17 protein-coding genes are annotated in these 22,070 nt (G+C 59.5%); 7 read left to right on the plus strand and 10 right to left on the minus strand.

The window, feature by feature from the left end; all coding sequences use genetic code 11:
• Positions 1–36: 36 nt before the first annotated feature.
• The 3 genes from IG616_RS19950 to IG616_RS19960 form a co-directional block, all read right to left on the minus strand.
• Positions 37–2,706 carry a TRAP transporter large permease subunit gene (locus tag IG616_RS19950; protein WP_192150179.1) on the minus strand — a complete coding sequence of 890 codons (2,670 nt, stop codon included), beginning with the start codon at positions 2,704–2,706 and terminating at the stop codon, positions 37–39.
• Between the two features lie 20 nt (positions 2,707–2,726).
• A complete protein-coding gene (locus IG616_RS19955) occupies positions 2,727–3,764 on the minus strand; it encodes a TRAP transporter small permease subunit (protein ID WP_209007847.1) in 1,038 nt (345 codons plus the stop codon).
• Between the two features lie 88 nt (positions 3,765–3,852).
• Positions 3,853–4,953: a TRAP transporter substrate-binding protein gene (locus IG616_RS19960; protein ID WP_192150181.1), complete on the minus strand. Its 1,101-nt coding sequence runs from the start codon at positions 4,951–4,953 to the stop codon at positions 3,853–3,855.
• Positions 4,954–5,144: 191 nt separating this feature from the next.
• Here IG616_RS19960 and IG616_RS19965 point away from each other — a divergent pair, with 191 nt between their 5' ends.
• From IG616_RS19965 to IG616_RS19975, 3 genes are read left to right on the plus strand one after another with little or no spacing between them, the layout of a single operon-like run.
• A complete protein-coding gene (locus IG616_RS19965; protein ID WP_192150183.1) occupies positions 5,145–6,518 on the plus strand; it encodes a cache domain-containing protein in 1,374 nt (457 codons plus the stop codon).
• A complete protein-coding gene (locus tag IG616_RS19970) occupies positions 6,518–7,189 on the plus strand; it encodes a response regulator transcription factor (RefSeq protein ID WP_192150185.1) in 672 nt (223 codons plus the stop codon). Before IG616_RS19965 ends, IG616_RS19970 begins: the two co-directional genes overlap by 1 nt.
• 51 nt (positions 7,190–7,240) lie before the next feature.
• Complete coding sequence (locus tag IG616_RS19975) at positions 7,241–7,993, plus strand: gamma-glutamyl-gamma-aminobutyrate hydrolase family protein (protein ID WP_192150187.1); 753 nt, start codon at positions 7,241–7,243, stop codon at positions 7,991–7,993.
• 82 nt (positions 7,994–8,075) lie between these two features.
• Here the strand turns inward: IG616_RS19975 and IG616_RS19980 are convergent, their stop codons facing one another.
• Complete coding sequence (locus tag IG616_RS19980) at positions 8,076–9,989, minus strand: HoxN/HupN/NixA family nickel/cobalt transporter (RefSeq protein ID WP_192150189.1); 1,914 nt, start codon at positions 9,987–9,989, stop codon at positions 8,076–8,078.
• 225 nt (positions 9,990–10,214) lie between these two features.
• On the opposite strand from IG616_RS19980, the gene IG616_RS19985 reads away from it, so the two are divergent.
• Complete coding sequence (locus IG616_RS19985; protein ID WP_192150191.1) at positions 10,215–11,276, plus strand: Glu/Leu/Phe/Val dehydrogenase dimerization domain-containing protein; 1,062 nt, start codon at positions 10,215–10,217, stop codon at positions 11,274–11,276.
• A 17-nt stretch (positions 11,277–11,293) separates the two neighbouring features.
• Here the strand turns inward: IG616_RS19985 and IG616_RS19990 are convergent, their stop codons facing one another.
• The 5 genes from IG616_RS19990 to IG616_RS20010 all read right to left on the minus strand — a co-directional run bounded on the left by IG616_RS19990 (position 11,294) and on the right by IG616_RS20010 (position 16,559).
• Positions 11,294–12,208 carry a LysR family transcriptional regulator gene (locus IG616_RS19990; RefSeq protein ID WP_192150193.1) on the minus strand — a complete coding sequence of 305 codons (915 nt, stop codon included), beginning with the start codon at positions 12,206–12,208 and terminating at the stop codon, positions 11,294–11,296.
• A 94-nt stretch (positions 12,209–12,302) separates the two neighbouring features.
• Positions 12,303–13,895, minus strand: a complete 1,593-nt coding sequence (locus IG616_RS19995) for a gamma-glutamyltransferase family protein (protein ID WP_192150195.1) — start codon at positions 13,893–13,895, stop codon at positions 12,303–12,305.
• Between the two features lie 10 nt (positions 13,896–13,905).
• Positions 13,906–14,418 (minus strand): DUF2937 family protein, encoded by a 513-nt coding sequence (locus IG616_RS20000; RefSeq protein WP_192150197.1) that lies wholly within the window; start codon positions 14,416–14,418, stop codon positions 13,906–13,908.
• Positions 14,419–14,443: 25 nt separating this feature from the next.
• Positions 14,444–15,418 carry a WD40 repeat domain-containing protein gene (locus tag IG616_RS20005; protein ID WP_192150199.1) on the minus strand — a complete coding sequence of 325 codons (975 nt, stop codon included), beginning with the start codon at positions 15,416–15,418 and terminating at the stop codon, positions 14,444–14,446.
• A 13-nt stretch (positions 15,419–15,431) separates the two neighbouring features.
• Complete coding sequence (locus tag IG616_RS20010) at positions 15,432–16,559, minus strand: CobW family GTP-binding protein (protein ID WP_192150201.1); 1,128 nt, start codon at positions 16,557–16,559, stop codon at positions 15,432–15,434.
• 250 nt (positions 16,560–16,809) lie between these two features.
• Between IG616_RS20010 and IG616_RS20015 the strand changes: the two genes are divergently transcribed.
• Both IG616_RS20015 and IG616_RS20020 read left to right on the plus strand, forming a co-directional pair.
• Positions 16,810–17,994 (plus strand): pyridoxal phosphate-dependent aminotransferase, encoded by a 1,185-nt coding sequence (locus IG616_RS20015; RefSeq protein ID WP_192150203.1) that lies wholly within the window; start codon positions 16,810–16,812, stop codon positions 17,992–17,994.
• An 89-nt stretch (positions 17,995–18,083) separates the two neighbouring features.
• Positions 18,084–18,629: a hypothetical protein gene (locus IG616_RS20020; protein WP_192150205.1), complete on the plus strand. Its 546-nt coding sequence runs from the start codon at positions 18,084–18,086 to the stop codon at positions 18,627–18,629.
• On the opposite strand, the gene IG616_RS20025 is transcribed toward IG616_RS20020, so the two are convergent.
• Complete coding sequence (locus IG616_RS20025) at positions 18,613–19,584, minus strand: 2-hydroxyacid dehydrogenase (RefSeq protein ID WP_192150207.1); 972 nt, start codon at positions 19,582–19,584, stop codon at positions 18,613–18,615. The genes IG616_RS20020 and IG616_RS20025 overlap by 17 nt on opposite strands.
• A gap of 278 nt (positions 19,585–19,862) precedes the next feature.
• On the opposite strand from IG616_RS20025, the gene IG616_RS20030 reads away from it, so the two are divergent.
• A complete protein-coding gene (locus IG616_RS20030) occupies positions 19,863–22,049 on the plus strand; it encodes a diguanylate cyclase (RefSeq protein WP_192150210.1) in 2,187 nt (728 codons plus the stop codon).
• The last annotated feature ends 21 nt before the right edge of the window (positions 22,050–22,070 follow it).

A 22,070-nucleotide genomic window follows, 5' to 3' on the forward strand; every position in this document is an offset into this window, starting at 1 on the left:
CCGTCCTCCCGCAATTCGTGATGCCTGGATGCCCGCTCAGAAGTTGAGTGAGACATCCCGGTGACCAGAGAGGCAACTCGCGACGCTGAGCGCGATGTCCCGCGGCAGAGCCGCCTGCTGGCGCAGGCCGATGTTGTTGCGGATCGCGGCGTCATAGGTTTCCAGCTTTGGCAGAAGCTCGGCTTCGGCCTTCTTCCGCCAGGCCAGATCGGCCTTCAGTGCCGCAATCGACTTGTCGATCTCGGCTTGGGCGCCGGCAATGTCATCCGCTTTCTTGCGCAGAAGCGAACGGGCATCTCCGACACCCTTGCGGATATCGCTGGTCCCTTCGATCTCGCCTATTTGCGACCGGATTTCCGCAAGCCGGTCAACGGCAGCGGTGTGCTCCAGCGTTGCGATCTCGGACTTCAGACCTTCAAGAACCGGCTCAAAGGCGGCCAGCTTGTCAGCTCCCTTGAGAACCGCGATCGTCTCGGCGAGAGGCTGATACGCAGAGTCCGCGGTCCGGCGGTAGGTCAGACGCGCCTTGTTCTCAGCCTTCTGGATGGTCGAGAAGGTCTTGTTAGCGTCCTTCCAGGTTCCGGGAATCTGAGCGATCAGCTCATCATGCTGCTTCTGCAGAGCATCGATCCGGGTCTTTGCACGTTCGCCTTGTGCCTCGGTATAGATACCTGTCGGACCAGCGCGGCTGACAACCACCTGCAGTTCCTTGATCCGGGTCTCGATCCGCAGAGCATCACGCTCAATCGCCCGCACCTCGCGATGCAACGGACGGTAGTCAACGGCAGCCTCGGTAACCGCTTTTTCAGCAGAACCGATCTCGGACATTTGCGGCATGACCTGATTTGCAGCCTCAAAGCTCTTTTTCAGGTCCTTCTGCAGATCCTTTGGCAGATAGGAGATATCCAGCCCTTCAGCCGTCTTGATCGCGGACATGATGCCCTGACCATTCTGGCTGAAGTCCTCCGCAACCGAATTCTCCATGCAATATTGCAGGCGCGGGTTCATCGGTGGCGGCGCGTTCTCGGACAAGAGACTGGACCGGTTGGGCAGATAGTTCACCAATTGCGGGTAGAAGCCGGCAATGAACAGGGCCAGAAGCTGCAGGCTGATGAAGGCCACAACCCCTTTGTACATGTCGATGGTCTTCACCGCTGCCGGAGCCACGCCGCGCAGATAGAACAGGGCGAAGCCGAAGGGCGGAGTCAGGAACGACGTCTGGATGTTCAGGCCGATCATTACCCCGAGCCACACTGCGGTGACGTTGGCCGCCGGATCCGCCAGCAGGATGGGAGCCACGATCGGCACCACGACCACCGCGATTTCAATGAAATCGAGGAAGAAGCCGAGGATGAAAATCACCAGCATGACGATCAGGAACTGAACCCAGAACCCGCCCGGGAGACCCTGCAGGAAGTGCTTCACCAGCTCTTCCCCGCCGAAGGCGCGGAAGGAGGCGGTTAGCATGGCCGCACCGATCAGGATGATGAAGACGAGCGACGAGGTCTTTGCCGTTTCCAGCATCACGCCCCGGAGCGTGTCTTCAAACTTGAGGGTACGCCAGCCGCTCCAGAACACTGCGATCAACAGTAGGGAGACAGCAATCAGCGCGATGACCAGCCCGAGCACTTCCTGAGAGGTCTGAACACGCTTGATGTTGATCGCGCCAATGAAGCTGACGACAATAGCAATCGCCAGAAGCGCAATGATCGCAAGGATCGCAGGCGTGTAGCGCGCCTTGGTTCCCTCTCCGCCAAGCCGGTAGCCGGCCATGACCATGGCGCCGATAGCACCGATCGCCCCTGCCTGGTTCACAGTTGCGATACCGGCGACAATCGAGCCAAGAACAAGGAAGATCAGGGCCAGCGGCGGCACGAGCGTGACGAAGACCTGGCCCAGGAACTTGCGGTCGAAGCCGCTGTCGCTGTGTACGGCCGGAGCCGCCTTGGGATTGATCAGTGCGAAACCGAGAATGAAGAGCATGTAGAGCCCGACGAGCACGAGGCCCGGCAGGAACGCACCCAGGAACATTTCACCAGCACTTGTAGACACCACAGCAAAGTCTGACGGCATGGTCACTTCGCCGGTAGCCTGCTTGTACAGGGTCTGGCGGATGGTTCCCGCCTGATCGACGGCGCTGGCAAGCTGGTCGGCCAGAATGATCAGAACGATCGAAGGCGGAATGATCTGTCCAAGCGTGCCGGACGCGGCAATGGTCCCGGTTGCTAGCGGCACCGAGTATTTGTTGCGCAGCATGGCAGGCAGGGAGATCAGGCCCATGGCCACCACCGTGGCGCCAACGATGCCCGTGGTGGCTGCGAGCAGCGCCCCCACGAAGACCACCGAGATGCCCAGACCGCCAGGAACCGGTCCAAACAGACGCGCCATGGTGACCAGCAGATCTTCAGCGATCTTGGACCGCTGCAGCATGATGCCCATGAACACGAACAGCGGAATGGCGATCAGCGTATCGCGCTCGGCCTCCCAGTAGATGCCCCGGAAGTTCGTGACCCCCGCACTGAGCCACTGGCTGGGTCCCCCGATCGAGAAATATGCGTCCACACTTCCCGTGAACACATACCCCGCGAGGGAGGCGATGCCGATGGTGATGATCGCCGAGCCCGGCAGAGCAAAGGCCACCGGAAATCCGGAACCCAGCGCGGTAGCCATCAGCAGGATGAGAAGGATTAGAAAGAAAAGTTCCATATCATTCGGTCTCTGACGGCTTATTGGACGGTATGGGAATCATGGTCGCGTCCGCCGGGTTCACCCCGGATATCGGCCACCGCATCCATGAAATAGCTGACGAACTGAACCATCATGGTGACTGCGAAGACACCGAGGTAACCTGCCATCAGATATTTGACATAAAGTCCGAAGCCAGCCTGCGTCGTCTCGTAAGAGAGGATCGGGCTGTTGATGATGTTCTGCTTGCCACCCATGCCGATGATCAGCACAACCCAGCACAAGGCAACGCCCAGGAAGAGACTTCCAATCGCGTTCACATAGCCCTTCGTGCGGCGGCTGAAGCTGGCATAGAGAATGTCCACGCGCACATGCCCCTCTTCCAGCAGCGTGTAGGCGCTGGCGAACAGAAACAGCCCGGCGTACCAAAAGCGCACCAGGTCAGCCATGAAGGCCTGCTCATAGGAGAAGATAAAGCGGCCGATCACGATCAGCAGCTCCGACACAACAACAAGAAGAGCCAGCCAGGTGAACCCGAGTGTCCGGGTAAAGGCGGCGATGACAAAGGACAGGGCGATCAGCGGCATGTGCACATAGGCGCCGCGGAACTGCGAACGGCCAAGTTCTGCCGTGAGGTCCGTACCGGCAACCGCTTCAAGCAACCCTTCCACGCGGAGGAAGGAAATAACCGTATCGACCACACCGACAATCACCACTGCCCAGAACGCTGCACGGATCAGATAGGCATTCAGGTCACTGATGCGTTTGGAATCCTGCCGTAGCGTCACTGAACCGGTCTTGCCGACATAGACGAAGGCCAGAGCCACCATCACTCCGTAGACACCAAGCTGGGCCCACGACCAGACGATCGGAAGCGAGCCGTTTGCCTTGCCTCCGAAGATCGGCGCAATGCCCGGCAGGTCCTGCCAGTAATTGAGATAGTTGTTGAGCAGAAAGGCTGCCATCACGGCCAGAATCGCCCAACCGAGCATGCGCACCGGCACCGGATTCTTGCCCGAACCGGTCTGGCTGCTGACATGGGCGGACATTCCGGCCGGAACGCCGTGAGCGGACGTCATCGCAGGTTGTCCTTTGAAAGATTGGATACAACAAGGTAGGGGACGGAATTTCTTCCGTCCCCGCTTTCAGGACCAGACATCCGCCGCCTTAGACGGTGATGCCCAGAACGCGGTTCCGCTGCTGCGTGTAACCAGTGTCGGCCAGGAGCATCCAGCGGCCGATTTCGGTACGCGCCTTCGCGAAGCTTTCGTGGGTACGTGCAGCAAGATCAGAATGCTGGATGGTTTCCTCGAACACGGCCTCGGCAGCATCGCCGAAGGCATCATAGACTTCGTCCGAGAACTTCTTCAGGACGACGCCGTGCTCGTTGATCAGCTTTTCAAGGTAGACACCGTTGTTGTTGTTGGTTTCTGCCATCTGCAGGGCGTTTTCTTCCATGCAGGCTGCCTTGATGATTTGCTGATCGGTCTTGGACAGCGAGGTTAGCCAGGACTTGTTGCAGCCCAGCGCAAGCTGGGAGCCCGGCTCATGCATGCCCGGATAGTAGTAGTACTTCGCGGCTTCGTAGAACTTCATGAAATAGTCGTTCCACGGGCCAACCCACTCGGTTGCGTCAACAGCGCCAGAAACGAGGTTTTCGTAGATCTGGCCACCCGGCAGGGACACCGGAGACGCACCGAGCTTTGCCATGACGTCACCGCCCAGGCCCGGAATACGCATCTTCAGACCCTTGAGGTCGTCAGCGGTTTCGATTTCCTTGTTGAACCAGCCGCCCATCTGCACGCCGGTGTTGCCGGCTGCGAAGTTCTGCAGGCCGAATTCGCCGGCCAGTTCATCCCACAGCTCCTGACCGCCGCCGAACTTGATCCAGGCGTCGATTTCCGCATAGGTCAAACCAAAGGGAACAGCCGTGTAATAAGCCCAGGCCGGGTGCTTGCCCTTCCAGTAATAGTCCGCGCCGATATAGGCCTGCGCGTTGCCGGAAGCGACTTCGTCAAAGGAGTCAAATGCGCCGACGCGTTCGCCAGCAGCGAAATACTGAACGTTGATACGGCCTTCGGTCAGTTCACCGATACGAGCGGCAAGGCGCTGAGCCGAGGTGCCGAGACCCGGCATGTCCCGCGGCCAGGTCGACACAATCACCATCTCGGTGGTCGACTGCGCGATTGCCGGAGCTGCCAGCGCGGTTGCCGCTACGGCACCACCCGCACCAAGACCTGCTTTCTTAATAAATGAACGACGATCCATGTACTTTCTCCTCCCATACCGGATGTCAAATTCAATCGGCGCTTACACTTGCACCGATCTAACTGTATGTCTAGGAGAACGGGAGAGCTTTGCGCTATTCGTGGTTCTGCGCATTGATTGCGTAGTAATACTGAACCGGCTGCGGAACTCCGCCGGAAAACTGCGTTAAGCGAGATGGACCACCCGATTCCGTGACCTTCAAAACCAAACTCATGCTGATAACGCTGCTGCCATTGGTGACGGTTTCGTTGCTGATTGGTGTGGCCAGCTATTACCAGGCGCAGCAGTTGATCGAGGCCGAAACGGCGTCCGTGGAACAGCGGGTTCTGGAAGCCAAGAAGACGGAAATCCGCAATTACATAAGCCTTGCCCTCACGTCGATCCAGGAGATCTACGAGAAGGAGCCAGGAGGACGGGGCGCCGCCCAAGCCGCGGTCAAGCGGATCCTGAACGACATGACCTTCGATGAAGACGGATACTTCTTCGTCTATGAGCTCGACGGCACAAACATTGTCCATCCCAAGCTCAATTATCTGGTGGGAAACAATTGGTGGGATCTGCAGGACCCTAATGGCGACTACGTCATCCGGAACCTGATCCTGGAAGCCAAGAAAGGGGGCGGTTTCCACCGCTATGTCTGGCACAAGCCCAGCACAGGCAAGGTGGAGGAGAAACTGGCCTACGCCATCCTGCTCGACAAATGGGGCTGGATGATGGGAACCGGTCTCTATACCGACGATATCGCAAGCGAAATATCCAGCATGAACAATGATTTCGAGGAGGCCATCCGCCAAACGGTCATTGCCATTTTCGCAATCACGCTTGTCGCCATCATGATCGCCGGAACCTTGATCATCGGCGTGCGCTTTTCCGAACAGCTCTTTGCAGACGTCAAGCTCAAGGAGCTCACGAAGCGTATCGTCGACGTCCAGGAGCAGGAGCGCAAGCGCGTGTCCACGGAGCTGCATGACAGCATATCCCAGCTGCTCGTTTCCATCCGCTACGGCCTTGAGATGATACAGGCGGAAGCTGCCGACCATCCAGTACTGAAACGCCAGGCAGACAAGTGCCTTGCCATTCTGGACGGCACGCTCGCTGAAGTGCGGCGTATTTCACGTGACCTGCGCCCAAGCGTATTGGATGACATCGGTCTTGCGGCAGCCCTTGTCAGTCTTGGCAAGGAATTCGAGATGCAGTCGGGCATCAAGGTGACCGTTAGCGCGGACCGCAGCCATTCCCGGCTTTCCGATGGTGCCAAGACAGCGCTTTACCGGGTCGTTCAAGAGGCGATGACGAATGTCGCCCGGCACTCTGCCGCCGATCATGTGGATATCCGCCTATCCGTTGGTCCGAGCCTGCTGACCCTTACCATCGAGGACAACGGCAGGGGACTGCCAATGCCTCTTGGGACAGGCACCGGCCTTGGTATCCCGAACATGCGCGAGCGCATGGAAAGCCATAACGGGTTTCTCCAGCTTTCAAACCTTGCCAAAGGCGGAACCCGGATCCAAGTGACGATGCCGCTTGAGAAACAGTATGCTCCTCAATCCAGTCAGGCGGCCTGATGACCGGCTCTCCTTCCCTCTCTTCACTGCATCAGACAAAACGGATCCGGGTGCTCCTGGCCGATGATCACGAGCTGGTACGGGATGGAATTCGCGCGCGCCTCGAAAAGACGACGACCCTTGAGGTTGTCGGAGAGGCGACCAATGGCCGGGAAGCCGTGGAGAAAGCCGAAGCCCTGAAGCCCGATGTGGTCCTGATGGATGTTTCAATGCCGCTGATGAATGGTCTGGACGCCGCCCGCGAAATCCAGCGCAAGTTTCCGGCAACGGGGATCCTCGTTCTGTCGATCTACGACAATCCGGAATATGTCCGGGGTGTCATGCAGGCAGGGGCCCGCGGCTATATCCTGAAAGACATTTCGGCCATCGAAATGATCACTGCGATTACGTCCGTGGCAAGTGGCGGTTATTATTTCTCTTCCGCCGTGGGGCCGACGCTGATCGGGTCCAAGCCTCCAGTTCAGAAGGAAGATCCCTATGGCCTGACAGACCGGGAGCGGGAAGTCCTTCTCGGTATTGCCAAAGGCCAGCCGAACAAGGAAATTGCCAAGTCCCTGGGGATCAGCGTAAGGACGGTGGAAACACACAGGCTGAACCTCCGTGAAAAAGTCGGCAGCAAGAACGCGGCCCAGCTCTACAAGATCGCTCAGGATCTCGGATTGCTCGTCTAAACTGAACTGCGGCCGATCAGGCCTTCTTCAAACCCGGACACGTTTTCCCAAATGACCAAGCCCCTCATCCTCGTGACCTCTGACGTCAAGCCGGTTGACGGTTACAACTGGCATGCAGCGCCCTCGACCTACCTGAAGGCCGTGATCAGCGGCGCTGACGCGTTGCCCGTCATCCTTCCCTCCTTCGGTGCGGATATTGATCTGGATGCTGTGCTCGACCGGGTGGACGGCGTTCTGGCGACCGGATCACGCAGCAACGTCAATCCTGAACTTTATGGCGGCGAGGCGACTGAGGCCAACGGGCCGTATGATCCGGAACGTGACGCCACCTCCTTGCCCCTGCTGCGCCGCGCGATTGAACGGGGCATCCCGGTCTTCGCCATTTGCCGGGGCATGCAGGAACTGAACGTTGCCATGGGTGGAACGTTGCTGTCCGAAATACAGGATCTCGACGGACGGGATGATCACCGTGCTCCCGTGTCGGAGCATCAGGACGAGCGGTTCAAAATCGCGCATCCCATTGCCGTCAAGCCGGGAAGCCAGCTGGAGGCCGTCGTCAGCAGTCCGGAGATCAATGTCAATTCCCTGCACCGGCAAGCCCTTGGCACGCTCGGTGAAGGCGTTGAGGTCGAGGCCTCGGCGGAAGACGGTACCATCGAAGCCGTCAGCATCAAGAATGCCTGCGGCTATGTTCTTGGCACCCAGTGGCACCCGGAATACTGGGTCGGCAGCGACGCGCCTTCCGCAAAGCTGTTCAAGGCCTTTGGCGATGCAGCGCGCGCCTACCGGTCGGCGCAGAAGTAACCAGCCCTGGCAGCTCAAAAAAGAAGCCCCCGCGCCTTCCGGTACGGGGGCTTTTTTCGTTCAAGCTTCCAAAACGGTCAGATCAGCCCCACCCTGCGGTGGCAATCAACAGGGTTAGACCGAGGAAGAAAACAATGAAGGCTCCAAGGATGCCCAGCGTCCGCTGGATCCTGCCTGCCATGACCGACTCTTGACCGAACAGACGCGTCGCCAGATCCCGCGCGCCGACAGCAAGCGAGGCCAGAATGGATACGGTGATGCCGGTTCCAACCGCCATGGCAAAGGTAGAGGCAACGCCGGCCCAGATCATGTTCTGAGACAAGGCGAAGACCAGCACGATCAGGGCGCCCGAGCAGGGACGCAGGCCGACCGCCAGAATGATCGACACCATCCGGCCAACCGACAGGGGCTCCTGCAGCATGTCCGGCGCCGGCGCATGGGAATGGCCGCAGCTTTCACAAACACCGTCGGCGCCGACAACATGCTCCTCATGCGCATGATGGTGGTGATGAGAATGGTGTCCGTGGCCATGATCATGGTTATCGTGATGACCATGATGCGCGTGGCTATGGCTTTGATCGTGGTTCCCCATGATCGCCGGGCGGAACAGCTTCTGCCAGAGCAGGACCATACCCAGAAGCATCACCAGGGCATAGGATCCAATCTCGAACCACCGTGCGGTGTCCTGGATGGCAATGGAGGTCAGCTTCAAGGCGATTGCGGCGATCCCTATCAGGAGCACCGCCGTGACAGCCTGGGCGAAAGCGGACAGGAAGGAGAGAAGAATGCCCTTCTTCAACGTTTCGTTGTTGGCCAGAAGATAGGACGAGATGACAGCCTTGCCATGCCCCGGCCCGGCCGCATGGAAGATGCCATAAAGGAATGAAATCCCGACCAGCAGCCAGCCCGCATTGGGATTGGTGCGGAAGGAGCGCATTGCGGAAATGAGCTTCTGATAGAAATCGGCCTGGAAGCTGGCGATCGTGCCGAACCAGCGGTCTGCAAGGCTCCGGCGGGATTGCGATGCACTCGGTGCGGCCTGGTCAGCTGCAGGCTGGTCATGCGTGGCAGCAGCATTCCCTGGCTGAGCCGGTGTGGTGTTGAGTGCGGCGTCTATGGCCGCCTGGCCTTCCGCCTTTGCCGCATCCGCACTTTGGGGCGCGGGATCGCGTGTTCCGGATGCAGGCGTGCTGCCATCGGCGAGCACCATGGCCGGAGCATTGTCACAGGTCACGATCATCTGATTGACTTGGCTTGCCGCCGCGTCCTGCAGCTCCGGCGGAATGTCGCGCTGATCGGCGCCGATCTGGGCCAGCGCATAGGCAGCTGCTGCATCCATCGGCGGCGGGTCCTTCCGCTCCACCTTGCAGGCTCCCGGAGCATTCCTGACCCCGACAGCGTCAGGCCGCTTGCTGAAACGAAAGTCGACGTAATAGGTCGGATCGTAGACATCGAGGGTAATCGGACGGGTAGCGTCCGTAGAACTCTTTAGGGGCAGCGTGAAATGCAGCTCGAGAAGCTGAAACGTCGTCGGCACCTTGGTGCCGTTGCGGATCTCGTCATCCTTCATCGCCTGAATGTCTTCAGGCTTCATGGCCCAGTAGTCAGCGAGGGGCACGTCGGCAACTTCAAGCCAGTAGTCGTCGGGTGGCGCGTTGAAATCCAACTCGACCCGGGCGTTATCACCGAAAGTGAAGTAGCCAAACTCGGCCATGCTCTCGACGTTGACCTTGGCCAGCTCTGAAAGCTCCTTCCTGTCATAGACACCATCATTGTTGGTGTCGAAGCCCTGGATGGCGAAGGCGGTAAAGGCATCGTCAAACCGGAACACATGCTCGACAGCAACCGCATAGCCCTTGTCATCAAAGACAAGATGGCTGGTCGCCTCTACGAAAACGTGAGGATGCGACTGTGCCATGCGCACGGGTCCGAGGACCGCGATGCTCAGAACCAACAGGCGGATGAGGGCGGAAATCAGGTGGCTTCGCAAGATCATGTATTCCCGTGAGAGGGCCGTTGCCTGTGTTTGCCTCCGGAAGGGGGCGGGATCAAGGCCGATCTGCTTCGCAGCGCAGAAAAGGCGAAGAATAATAAAATCCGGTATATCTCCAACAGAGGATGAAACTGGTACTTAGTCCGGCAAAATAAGGAAAATTAGACACAATATTTCCAGTAAAAAGCGCATATTTATCTCTACGCAGACCAATCCGCTGAGGCGATCATGAACGCTGTATCCAAGACCATTTCCCCTTCCACGGTTTTTGACCATCCGGAATTCGCAGACCACGAGGACGTAGTGTTTGTCCGGGACAAGAAAACGGGGCTCAAGGCGATCATCGCCGTGCACGACACCACATGCGGCCCCGCCCTTGGGGGCTGCCGCGTCTGGCCCTACGAGACCGCTGGCGAGGCTCTGACAGACGCGTTGCGCCTGTCCCGTGGCATGACCTACAAGAATGCGCTTGCCGGCTTGGATCTGGGCGGTGGCAAGGCGGTTATCATCGCCGATCCGCGCAAGGACAAGACACCCGGGATGATGGAGGCCTTTGGCCGGCACGTTGAGCGCCTGTCCGGCACCTATATCACTGCCGAAGACGTCGGCGTCTCCACGGACGATATGGAAGCCGTTGCCCGGCACACCAGCCATGTGCGCGGCACCATGGCAACCGGCCTTGGCGACCCGTCGCCCTATACGGCTCTCGGTGTCTTCGAAGGCCTCAAAGCTGCCGCCGCTCACGTCTATGGCACGTCTGATCTAACCGGTAAAACCGTCTCTGTTCTCGGTCTCGGCCATGTCGGCTATGCCCTGTGCCAGATGCTGCATGAGGCTGGGGCCAAGCTGGTTGTTTCCGATATTCACGCGCCTGCCGTACTCAGGGCTCTGGATGAGTTCGGCTGCAAAGCGGTCGATCCAAGTGAAGCGCACCGGATCAAGGCAGACATTTTCGCCCCCTGCGCCCTGGGCGGGATTCTCAACAGCCGGACCATTCCGCAGCTGTCGGCGAAGGTCGTCGCCGGGGCAGCCAACAACCAGCTCCAGACGCCGCAAGACGGCACGAGCTTGCGGGACCGCGGCATCCTCTACGCGCCGGATTATGCCATCAACGCCGGTGGCGTGATCTCAATCGCCCTGGCCTCACCGGGCGCGGGTGAAGATAAGGTGCGCGCAAAGACACTGGCAATCGCCGGCACATTGTCGGAAATCTTCAAACGGGCCGATGCAACTGGCGAAACGCCAGAGCACATCGCGGACCGGATGGCGGAAGAGCGTCTCCGTAAATAACGCCGCGCGGATCGCAGTCAGCCGGGGCAGTTTTCTCCGGTCCGCTTGCGTTCCGCGAACCACGCGACCAGATGATCCACAAAAGCCCGCACCTTGCCGGTCAAATGGCGGCGGTGCGGGTAGACCGCATAAATGCCCCGGTTGTCGGGTTCATAGTCTTCCAGCATGGGCACGAATGTCCCGTTCCGGATATCCTCCGACACAAAGATCAGCGGCGTGCGCAGAAAGCCCAAATTGCAGAGTGCCGCATCCCGTCCAGCCGACGCGCTGTTGACCTCCACAGGGCCGCTGACAGTCACCGTGATGCGTTGCCCATTTTCCGAAAAGCCCCAGTTCTGTTTGAAGCGATAGTTCGTATCGATGATACACGGACGGGACTGAAGATCTGCCGGGGTCTGCGGAACTCCGTATTTTTCAATCACCTGAGGCGTCGCGCAGACGACCGTACGGAACGGCGCAATTTTGCGGGCAATCAGGCTGGAATCCTCCAGATCCGTGACACGGATCGCGACATCAAAGCCTTCATCGACCACATCGACAAACCGGTCCTCCAGACGCAGATCCAGCACCACTTCAGGATTATCGACCAGGAACTCCATCATCGCCCGGTTCAGCCAGCCATCGCCCATGGAGCGCGGCGCGGACACCCGCAGGCGTCCCCGGATCGCATGGTGAGAAGACTGGACCGACGCCTGAAGATCATCGATCCGCTGCAGGATCTCCGCCGCTTCCTTGTAATAGGCCTCGCCCACCTCGGTCAGCGAGACCTGCCGCGTGGTCCGGTTCAAAAGCCGTGCCCCAAGCTCGTCTTCAAGCTCGCCGATATACTTGGACACCAGCGCCTTGGATCGCCCCATTTCCCGGGCGGCAGCGGAAAAGCCCTTGCTATCGACGACCTGGATAAAACAGCGCATGCGGGTGATGGCGTCCATGGGTGCAAAAGGCCTTTGGCTCGCGGATTTAAAAGAAAGGCAAATTGAAGCCGAAACCGCCCGGAAAGCAAGTCTTCAGCCAGGCAGGATGGGTTCATGCGACAGCAGCTCCGCCATCGGCCCGCGGATCATGCGCCCCTTCCAGACCGCCACGGGCATTGCGCACGATCATGCCAGCGTGGCCCATCGTATCGGAATAGTCCTCGCCGATCTGCACGACCTCATGCCCGGCCCGCTCCAAGGCACGGACGAGATCCGGATCGGACCGGCTTTCCAGCCGGAGTGCCGTCGCCGCATCTCCCCAGGTGCGGCCAAGCAACCAGCGCGGCGCGTCAATGGCCTCGCCAACGGGCATCTTGTTGAAGACATGGCGGGCGAAGATTGCAGCCTGGGTCTGAGGCTGCCCCTCACCGCCCATGGTGCCATAAGTGACCGTCCTGCCGTCGGACAAACGCGCCATCGCCGGGTTGAGCGTATGGAACGGCAACCGCCCCGGTGCCAGCGCGTTGAGATGCTCGGGATGCAGGGAGAAGCTGGCACCCCGGTTCTGCCAGGTGATGCCCGTGCGCGGCAGAACGCAGCCGGAGCCGAACTCCCAATAGACCGACTGGATGAACGACACAGACACGCCCTTGCTGTCGACAGCCCCCATCCAGATGGTATCGCCGTCTTTCGCCACATGGGGCCAGGGCAGCGCCCGCTTCATATCAATCCGGTGGACTTCCGCATCCAGCCAGTCCGGCTTGAGGAAGGTGCTGGCTGGCTCAGGCGCGTGCATAGGGTCAGTCACCACCCGGTCCCGGATGATAAAGGCGCGCTTGGTGGCCTCCACCAGCCCATGCACCAGATCATAGCCCTCGCGGCCATTGACCGTCAGCCGGTCGTAGAGCCCAAGAATGATCAGGGAAGCGAGGCCCTGTGTCGGCAAGGGCGTGTTGAAAATGGTGCCGCAGGACAATTGCGTCTTCAGCGGCTCCCGGAAACGCGCCTCATAGCGCTCCAAGTCTGCCTTGGTGACAGGCGATCCGCTCCGCTCCAGATCTTCGGCGATCGCTGCTCCAACATCGCCACGGTAGAAGTCATCAAGACCTGCATGCGCCAGATGATCCAAGGTATCCGCCAATCGCTCCTGCCGGAGCAAGTCCCCCTCTTCCGGAGCCTTGCCATCCTTCAGAAAGACCTGAGCAAATCCTGGCTGTTCCTTCAGCTCTTCGAGTTTCTCAGCTGTCAGAGCCGCCTGGCTCCGGGTGACCGGCGTGCCCTCCTTGGCAGAACGCACGGCGGCGGACAAAAGCTCGCGCAGAGGCATCCGGCCAGCTCCAATGGATCTGGCCCCTTCCAGCGCCTTGTCCCAGCCCCCGATGGTTCCCGCGACCGTCAGAGCGGCAAGCGGGCCCCGGGTGGGAACGGTGCTGTGCCCGGCCTTGTTATAGGCCTCGATAGTAGCCCTGGAACCAGCTCCACCGCAGGCCATCAGCGCTTTGGGATCCTTCCCTGGCTCCGCAATCAGCCAGAACCCATCCCCTCCGATGGCGTTCATATGCGGATAGACGACGGCGATGGTGGCCGCGGCGGCAACCATGGCCTCGATAGCTGAGCCGCCCTCGGCCAGAATATCCGCGCCCGCCTGTGCCGCAGCCTTGTGCGGGGCGACAACCATGCCGCCGGAAGAAGTGATGGTATCCATGTGGGCTCCGTTAGCGTCTCATGTGGGACCGGCGCAGGCGAATGCGCTTGAGTGGACGGCCAGCCGCCTGAAGCAACCGCATCAGTAGAAGGCCTGCAAAGGCACCAAGACCCGCGCTTGCCAGACCTTCGGTGGTCACGGGAACGGCTGGCTCGAAATCGGCAGCCGTTGCCTTGGCAAGAGCGGGGTCGGCGTTTTCCGCAAAGATGACAATGCGGGCAAAGGGGCCAGCCGTTGCCATTGCCAGTTGCTGACGGCGCAACTTCTCCAGCCTCTCTTGCGTTCTGGCAAGCGTGTCCCCGCGCTGGCGGATGAAGAGGTCTTGCCCGCCGCGCATGCGCTGAAGGGCTTCATCGGGAGAAAGACCGAAGCTTTCCGCATCGGTCCTGAAATCAGCCATCACCTCCGCCAGCGCATCGATGGTGCCACCGAGCCGCTGACGGTATTGCTGGGCAAACTCGGGAAGCTGAGAAGCCGTGCCGCCCGTCACAAGCATGACGGCTAGCATGATGATCCTCAGCATGGCCTCTCCTCCCCCTTGCCTCCGCCTACATCAGCGACACGATCCCCGCCTCGCCTTCCTCCGTACCGAAGGCAAGCCGGACACCTGCATCATCCCAGGACAGGGAGCTGACGGCCCCCTTGCCCGGACGGCGCAAAAGCACTTCCGCATTGTCCTCAAAGCGGCACATGAGCACCATGCCATCCGCATAGCCGACAGCGGCCACCTCTTCCTTGGGATGACAGGCAACCGCCGTGACAAGACTGTCGCCCCGGGTGCCCAGTTGCAGCGGCGTCTGCCCCATCGGGCCGGTCTTGCCGAAGAAAGGCCAGACGATGGCAGCTGTCGCTCCGGAGGTCGCCAGATACCGGCCTTTCACGGACCAGCTCCAGGACTTCACCTTGGAAGGATAGCCGGTCATGCGCATGTCCTGCATGTCAGACAAGCGCCAGCCATGCATGGCGTTTTCCTGCATGCTGGAGACGAGATACTTGCCATCCGGAGAGAAGGTCACGCCCAGATGCGCGCCTTTCCAGGGCAGTTCCTGCGGCTTGCCGGTGGCATTGGCCCACCAGATGGTGGCGCCGTCATAGCGACCGACCGCCAGTTTCATGCCCTTGGGAGCAAAGGCGATCCCGCCAACAGCGCGCTCATGATTGAACTCATTTTCCTTGCCGTCCGCCAGACGCACCCAAGCAGTGCGGCCGGAGGCAAAGGCAATGGCACCGGACGGACCGCAGGCGATCATGTCGATCCATTTGCGCGGACGCTCGGCCATAAGCTCAAACGAGCCATCCGGCGCAATGCAGACAATACGGCCATCATCGCCGGAAGTCAGCAGCGCCTTGCGGTCCGGCATTTCCTCTGCCGCAAGAAGACCAGCCTTGTGCGGGCGGACCTCGTTCTGACCGGAGCCGATCAGAACGACAACCCCCTCGCCAGTTGCGAAATAGGCCTGATCGGCAATGAACCCGGCGCGGACGACAAAGCCATCCACCTCCACAGGAGCGAGTGTTGTCACTGTACTCGGCCCCTTAGCTGACTGCGCAAGCGTTGAAGCTGGAACGCAGCACATCCCAGTTCAGATCACGGCCGATAAACACAAGCCGGCTTTCCCGCGGCTCGTCTGCACCCCAGTCCCGCTGATGATCGCCTTCGACGATCATGTGGACACCCTGAATGACATAGCGCTGCGGATCATCCTTGAGGGCGATGATGCCCTTCATACGCAGGATGTTCGGGCCCTGCACCTGGGTGACCTGATTGATCCAGGGGAAAAACAGCTCCGGATCCAGATCGCCCGCCTTGAGGGAGATGCTCTTGACCGAATGCGGGTTGTCATCATGGTGATGATGATCGTGATCGCAATCCGGGCCGCACTCATGGCCGTGGTCGTGATCATGGTGATGCCCGTGATCGTGTCCGTGATCGTGGCCATGGTGGTGGTGATCATGGTCATGATCGCAGTCAGGGCCGCATTCGTGCTCATGATGGCCATGCTGCAGGAAATGCGGATCCAGCGACAGAATGCGGTCAAGATCGAAAGCGCCGCGATCCAGAACAGACTTCAGGTCGATGGCGCAGCGCTCGGTCCGGTGCAGGACGGCATAGGGATTGATCGTCCGGATGCGGGCCTGAACCTTGTCCAGCTCTTCCGCGGAAACCAGATCGGTCTTGTTGAGCAGGATCACGTCGGCAAAGGCGATCTGATCTTCGGCCTCTTCCGTGTCTTCCAGACGCTGCAGCACGTGGCGCGCATCGACCACGGCAACGACGGCGTCCAGCTTGGAGGCGGCCCGCACATCGTCATCCATGAAGAAGGTCTGGGCGACCGGAGCCGGATCGGCAACGCCGGTGGTCTCCACAATGATGGCGTCGAAGGCGCCCTTGCGCTTCATCAGGTTCTGAACGGTACGGATCAGGTCCCCGCGCACGGTGCAGCAGATGCAGCCGTTGTTCATTTCAAAGATTTCCTCGTCGGACTCGACCAGGAGATCATTGTCGATGCCGATCTCGCCAAACTCGTTGACGATGACCGCGTAACGCTGACCGTGGTTCTCGCTCAAAATGCGGTTCAGCAGCGTGGTTTTGCCCGAGCCGAGATAGCCCGTCAGAACGGTAACCGGAATCTGGCTGGTGGAGTTGGTCTGGGTGTCAGACATGAAACAGCCCCTTGAAGGAAACAGGATTGGCCAGGCGTCTGCCCGGCATGAGTCTCGGGGAATATAGGCGGTCTTTTCCCCGACGTGGAGTGCCCAATACGTATTTGTCTGAAAGCGCAAAGATTTGCGTTTTTCCGGCGCCTGAGACCGGGGCAGAGGAGCCTGCGCGAACACCTTTGGCAGGAACAGCCCTTTTCAGACCGGGGTTTGCGGGGGTACGCATGATCAACTGTCAGCCGTTGGAGGAAACATGGGACTGCAGACCATTGCCGGCTTCGACCGGATCGGTGAGGAAAACGCCTTTGCGGTTCTCGCCCGCGCGACGAAACTTGCGGCGGAAGGCCGGGACATCATCAATCTCGGCATCGGTCAGCCGGATTTCCAGACCCCGCCGCACATTGTCGAGGCCGCCATCAAGGCACTTCGGGATGGGCACCACGGCTATACACCGGCGACCGGCATCCTGCCCCTGCGCGAAGCGGTCTGTGCCGATCTTGCGAAACGCACGGGACACACGCCGAACCCGGACAATGTGCTGATCGTGCCGGGCGGCAAGGTCACCATGTTCATGGCGATCCTGATGTTCGGCGAGCCCGGCGCGGAAATCCTCTATCCGGATCCCGGCTTCCCCATCTACCGCTCCATGATCGAATTCACTGGCGCAACGCCGGTTCCGGTTCCCATCCGCGAAGAGAACGGGTTTGCTTTCTCGGCAGAGGAAACCCTTTCGCTGATCAACAGCAAGACCCGGCTTCTGATTCTCAATTCCCCGGCCAACCCAACCGGCGGGGTGACGCCGCGGGCCGAGATTGAAAAGCTGGTGAAAGGCCTTGAGGCTTTCCCGAATGTCGCGGTCATGTCGGATGAGATCTATGCCCAGATGACCTATGACGGCATGGAGCATGTGTCGCTGCTGGGGTTCGACTCCATCCGCGACCGCCTGATCTTGCTGGACGGCTGGTCCAAGACCTACGCCATGACTGGCTGGCGCATGGGCTATTCCGTCTGGCCGCACGCCCTGATCGACAAGGCACGCAAGCTTGCCGTCAACTGCTGGTCCTGTGTCAACGCACCGGCCCAGTTCGCAGGCCTGGCCGCCCTCACCGGACCACAGGATGCTGTCCGGGAGATGGTTGCTGAGTTCGACCGGCGCCGGAAAGTGGTTGTCGATGGCCTGAATGCACTGCCCGGCGTCACCTGCCGCACGCCCCTCGGCGCCTTTTACGCGTTCCCGAACATTAAGGGCACGGGCTGGAAGGCAAAGGCGCTCGCCTCGGCTTTGCTTGAGGACTGCGGTGTTGCCACCATTGGCGGCCCCGACTTCGGAATTCTGGGCGAGGGCTATATCCGCCTCAGCTATGCAAACTCGACAGAGAACATCCAGCGGGCTCTAGCCCGTATGAAAGAATTCCTGAGCACGCACAGCAAGAGCTGACATCCAAGAAAACGCAGAAACCGGCAGGAAACCCTTGCCGGTTTCCGCCGTACCTGAGAGGATAACCTCCTCATCAGGAGGATATTGGCATGTCCGGATCTATTCCCCGCTGGGTCCTGTTTTCAGCCGGAGCGGCTGTTCTGTACTGCATCGTCGTCATGGGCGGCGTTGTTACCTACAACACCTCGGTTCTGAACGCGTCAAGCTACGCGGAAATCACCGGCGGCGGCTTCATCTACAATTACCGGATCGCCGATATCCGCTCAGGGATCACTGTCGGCGTCCGGCGGGAGCTGCCAGCCGGAACCCATCTCGTTGCCGACTTGGAAACTCCGGACGGCATGCTTGAACTCAACCAGGACTTCGTGCCCGGTCACAGAAACTACATGTTCGAGACCCCCCCTCTGACAGGCGTGGAGCCGGACCGTGATTATCTGGCCCGGCTGCGGGTTGTTGATGCTGTCACAGGCAATGAGATCGAACGCCACGAAAAGGCCCTCAAGACAGGTGTCGCCCCGAAGGTAATGCCGGACAAGCCTCTAACGCTCGGCCCCGGCTATTACCCCAATCCGGATTTCTGGAAGAAACCGGACGACGCCGATCCAACCAAGGCAAGCCTCACGAACGGCGGGTGACAGCCGCCGTTTCGGCAACGGGCGTAATGGCCTTGCCGGTCTCGAACCAGCTGACCAGATTATCGACGACCAGTTGCCCCATTGCGTCCCGCGTGCTGACAGACGCAGATCCCACATGCGGCAGCAGAACCGCATTCGGCAGAGCCATAAGCGCTTCTGGAACATGCGGTTCGTTTTCAAACACATCGAGACCGGCGGCATGGATAGTGCCGTTGGACAGGGCGTCAATCAGGGCCAGCTCATCCACCACGGTGCCGCGGCCGATGTTGATCAGAATGCCCGTCGGGCCAAGGGCCTTGAGGATTTCCGCATTGATCATGTGCCGGGTTTCGTCGCCACCAGGCGCAACCAGCATGAGCGTATCGACGGTCTCGGCAAGCCCCTTCAAGGTCGCGTGATATGGATAGGTGACACCAGCCTGCTGGTTGCGCCCGTGATAGTGCACTTTCAGACCGAAGGCCTCTGCTCGCGAAGCAATGGCCTTGCCGATCCGGCCAAGGCCGACGATCCCGAGCGTCCGGTCCTTAAGGGAGGCCTTGGTCAGCGGGAACGGTCCCTTGCCGCTCCAGTTGCCGTCACGCAGCCAGCGTTCGGCAGCTGACAACTCTCGAACCGTCATGATCAGAAGCCCAATCGCGGTATCCGCGACTTCTTCCGTCAGTACGTCAGGCGTGTTGGTGACCATTATGCCGCGAGCCCCACAAGCTTCCGCATCAATGTTGTCGTAGCCGACGCCGAAATTCGACACGATCTCGAGATACGGGAACTTGTCCAGATAGGCCGCATCGATCCGAGTCCCAAGCACGGCAAGACCCCGCACTCCAGCAGAACTTGCGCTTATGGCTTCGCCGCCATCCGCGGCCTCATAGGGCTTGTGAAGGGTAAAGCGCGCTTCCAATCCGTTCAGAACGATATCCCGCATTGCCTTGGGCATTAAAATCTCTGGCTTGCTCATCAGAGCATTTCTCCCGTCTGGTACTCTGGCGCGTAACGGCACCCGTTTACAGGTACACGAAACCCTCACCGATCGCATAGCCACCGAGCGGAATCTTTGCCAACCAGCCCGCTGGTTCTACTGGTTCCCGCAACTTGAAAATTGGTAGAAATGGCAAGTGCTCAGATTGGGTTTACACGCTAAACTAGATCAATTGAGCGGCCGCCACCCCATAACGGTATTCTTTTGTTTAGCATTTTCAGCAAAAATCAAACCACCTACCGTTACGGAATCAAAGAATGTCCTCATCGAGCCATATCAGCGGAATCCATCTCGATCTGGAGAAAACATTCGGGGCAATGTCCGAGTGTGTGATCATCACCCGTCCGGATAGAAGGGTCCTGTTCCTGAACCGGGCAACAGAGCAACTGTTTGGCTATTCCCTGACAGAATTGATCGGGAAAACAGGAGAAGACCTCTACGCCAATCCCTCGGACTTTGAGACTGCCGGCAAGATTCATCAGGAAGCGGCCCACAATCGCGACGGCCAGAAGTTCGTGATGGAGTTGAAGAGCAAGCAGGGACGGATCTTTCATGTCGAAACGATCACAACGCCCCTGTTCGATGCAACGTCCAAGCACGTCGGCTATCTCCTCATGGGGCGGGACATTACCGACCGTCTCGAACTTGAGGCCATGGTCGAGAACTCTCTCCAAACCCTTGAGGATGCGATCGAGACGATTTCTGAAGCCTTCGCGCTTTATGACAGCGAAGACCGGCTGGTGACCTGTAACGAAAATTACCGCAAGACCTATCCGGATTCTGCTCCCGCCATGATCCCGGGCAAGACCTTCGAGGAAATCCTGCGCTATGGCCTGGACAATGGCCAGTACCACCTTGGCGAAGGATCCAAGAACGACTGGCTGCAGGAACGTCTGCGCTGGCACCGCGAAGCCTCCGGCGAAGTTCTGGAGCAACGGCTTGGCGATGGCCGCTGGTTGCGTATTGCCGAAAGAAAAACCCGCGCCGGGGGAACCGCCGGCATCCGTACAGACATTACAGAGCTGAAGGAAAGCCAGCAAAAGCTGGCTGCCGTCTACGAAAACATAAAGCTGGTAACGAACAGTCTCGCCTGCAGCATTGTGGAAGTAGACGCGGCGGGAATTTGCACCTTCATCAATGAACATGGCGCGGCATGGCTCAACGCCTGTCCTGCGGACCTGACAGGAACACGTCTGCGGGACCGGTATTCGGAAGAGATGCAAGCCGTTGATGAAGAGGGGTGCCGGACCGCCCTTGCCGGCACACCGGTACGCCGGGAACTCACAACAGGCTTTCAAGACGGGACTTGCAGGGACGTCGAAATCGACTTCACACCCAAGCGCAGTGACACCGGCGAAATTATCGGGGTCATCATTTTCACCAAGGACATTACCGACAGGAAGAACGTGGAGCGGACGCTCGCCGAACTGTATCAGGTGACATCCACACGGGCTTTGAACAGCGATGAGAAGATCAGCCGCATCCTTAAGATCGGTTGCAGGTACTACGGCCTTCCGCTCGGCGTGATCAGCCATATCGAAGAGAGTACTTACTCCGTGAAATGGGTGGAATGCCCCTCTGGAGAAATTGAACCGGGCCTCACTCTTCCTCTCGGTGACACCTATTGCAGCCACACGCTAAATGCCACCGGGCCGCTGGCGATCGCCCATGCTGCCAAGTCAGAAATTTCAGGCCACCCCTGCTATGAGCGTTTCAGCCTCGAGGCCTATATTGGTGCTCCAATTCTGGTGGATGGTGTTCGGTACGGGACGATCTGCTTCACCAGCCACACCCCCAGGCGCGACGAATTTACCCAGACCGACAAGGAAATCATAAGGCAGTTTTCCGACTGGATCGGCACCGAGATTGCCCGTCAGCGCGACCACGAGGCGCTTCTTGCTGTCCAGGCCCGCCTGGAGCGGATGGCCAGTGTTGATGACTTGACCAAAGTCCTCAACCGGCGGGCTTTTCTCGAGCGGGCGGAGACAGAAGTCGCGCGTTTCCGCCGCACGGGAAACCCGTTTTCAGTCGTCATCGCCGACATAGATCACTTCAAATCGATCAACGACACCTACGGGCACGCCACCGGAGACGAGGTTCTGCGCCGTTTTGCTGCGACCTTGAGCCATGCCTTGAGGGCCATTGATGTGCTCGGCAGGATTGGCGGTGAGGAATTCGGCATCATTCTGGACAACACCCGGTCCGAAGATGCTGTTCTGGTCTGCGAAAGGCTGCGGAAAGCGATAGCGGAAACCTGCAGCCTGGAGAGTATGAGCCACAAGGTGACCTGCAGCATGGGCATCGTGACCGCGTCTCTCGCGGACATAAAGTTCAGCAACCTGATGCAACGCGCGGATCTTGCCCTCTACGACGCCAAGAACAACGGGCGGAACCAATGCGCTGTGTATCACCCGTCGCAAGCCTTTCAGGCAGAACATCCCTGATGGGGTGGTCTGTTCCCCGAG

The organism is Roseibium litorale, assembly GCF_014842915.1.
GTDB lineage: Bacteria > Pseudomonadota > Alphaproteobacteria > Rhizobiales > Stappiaceae > Roseibium > Roseibium litorale.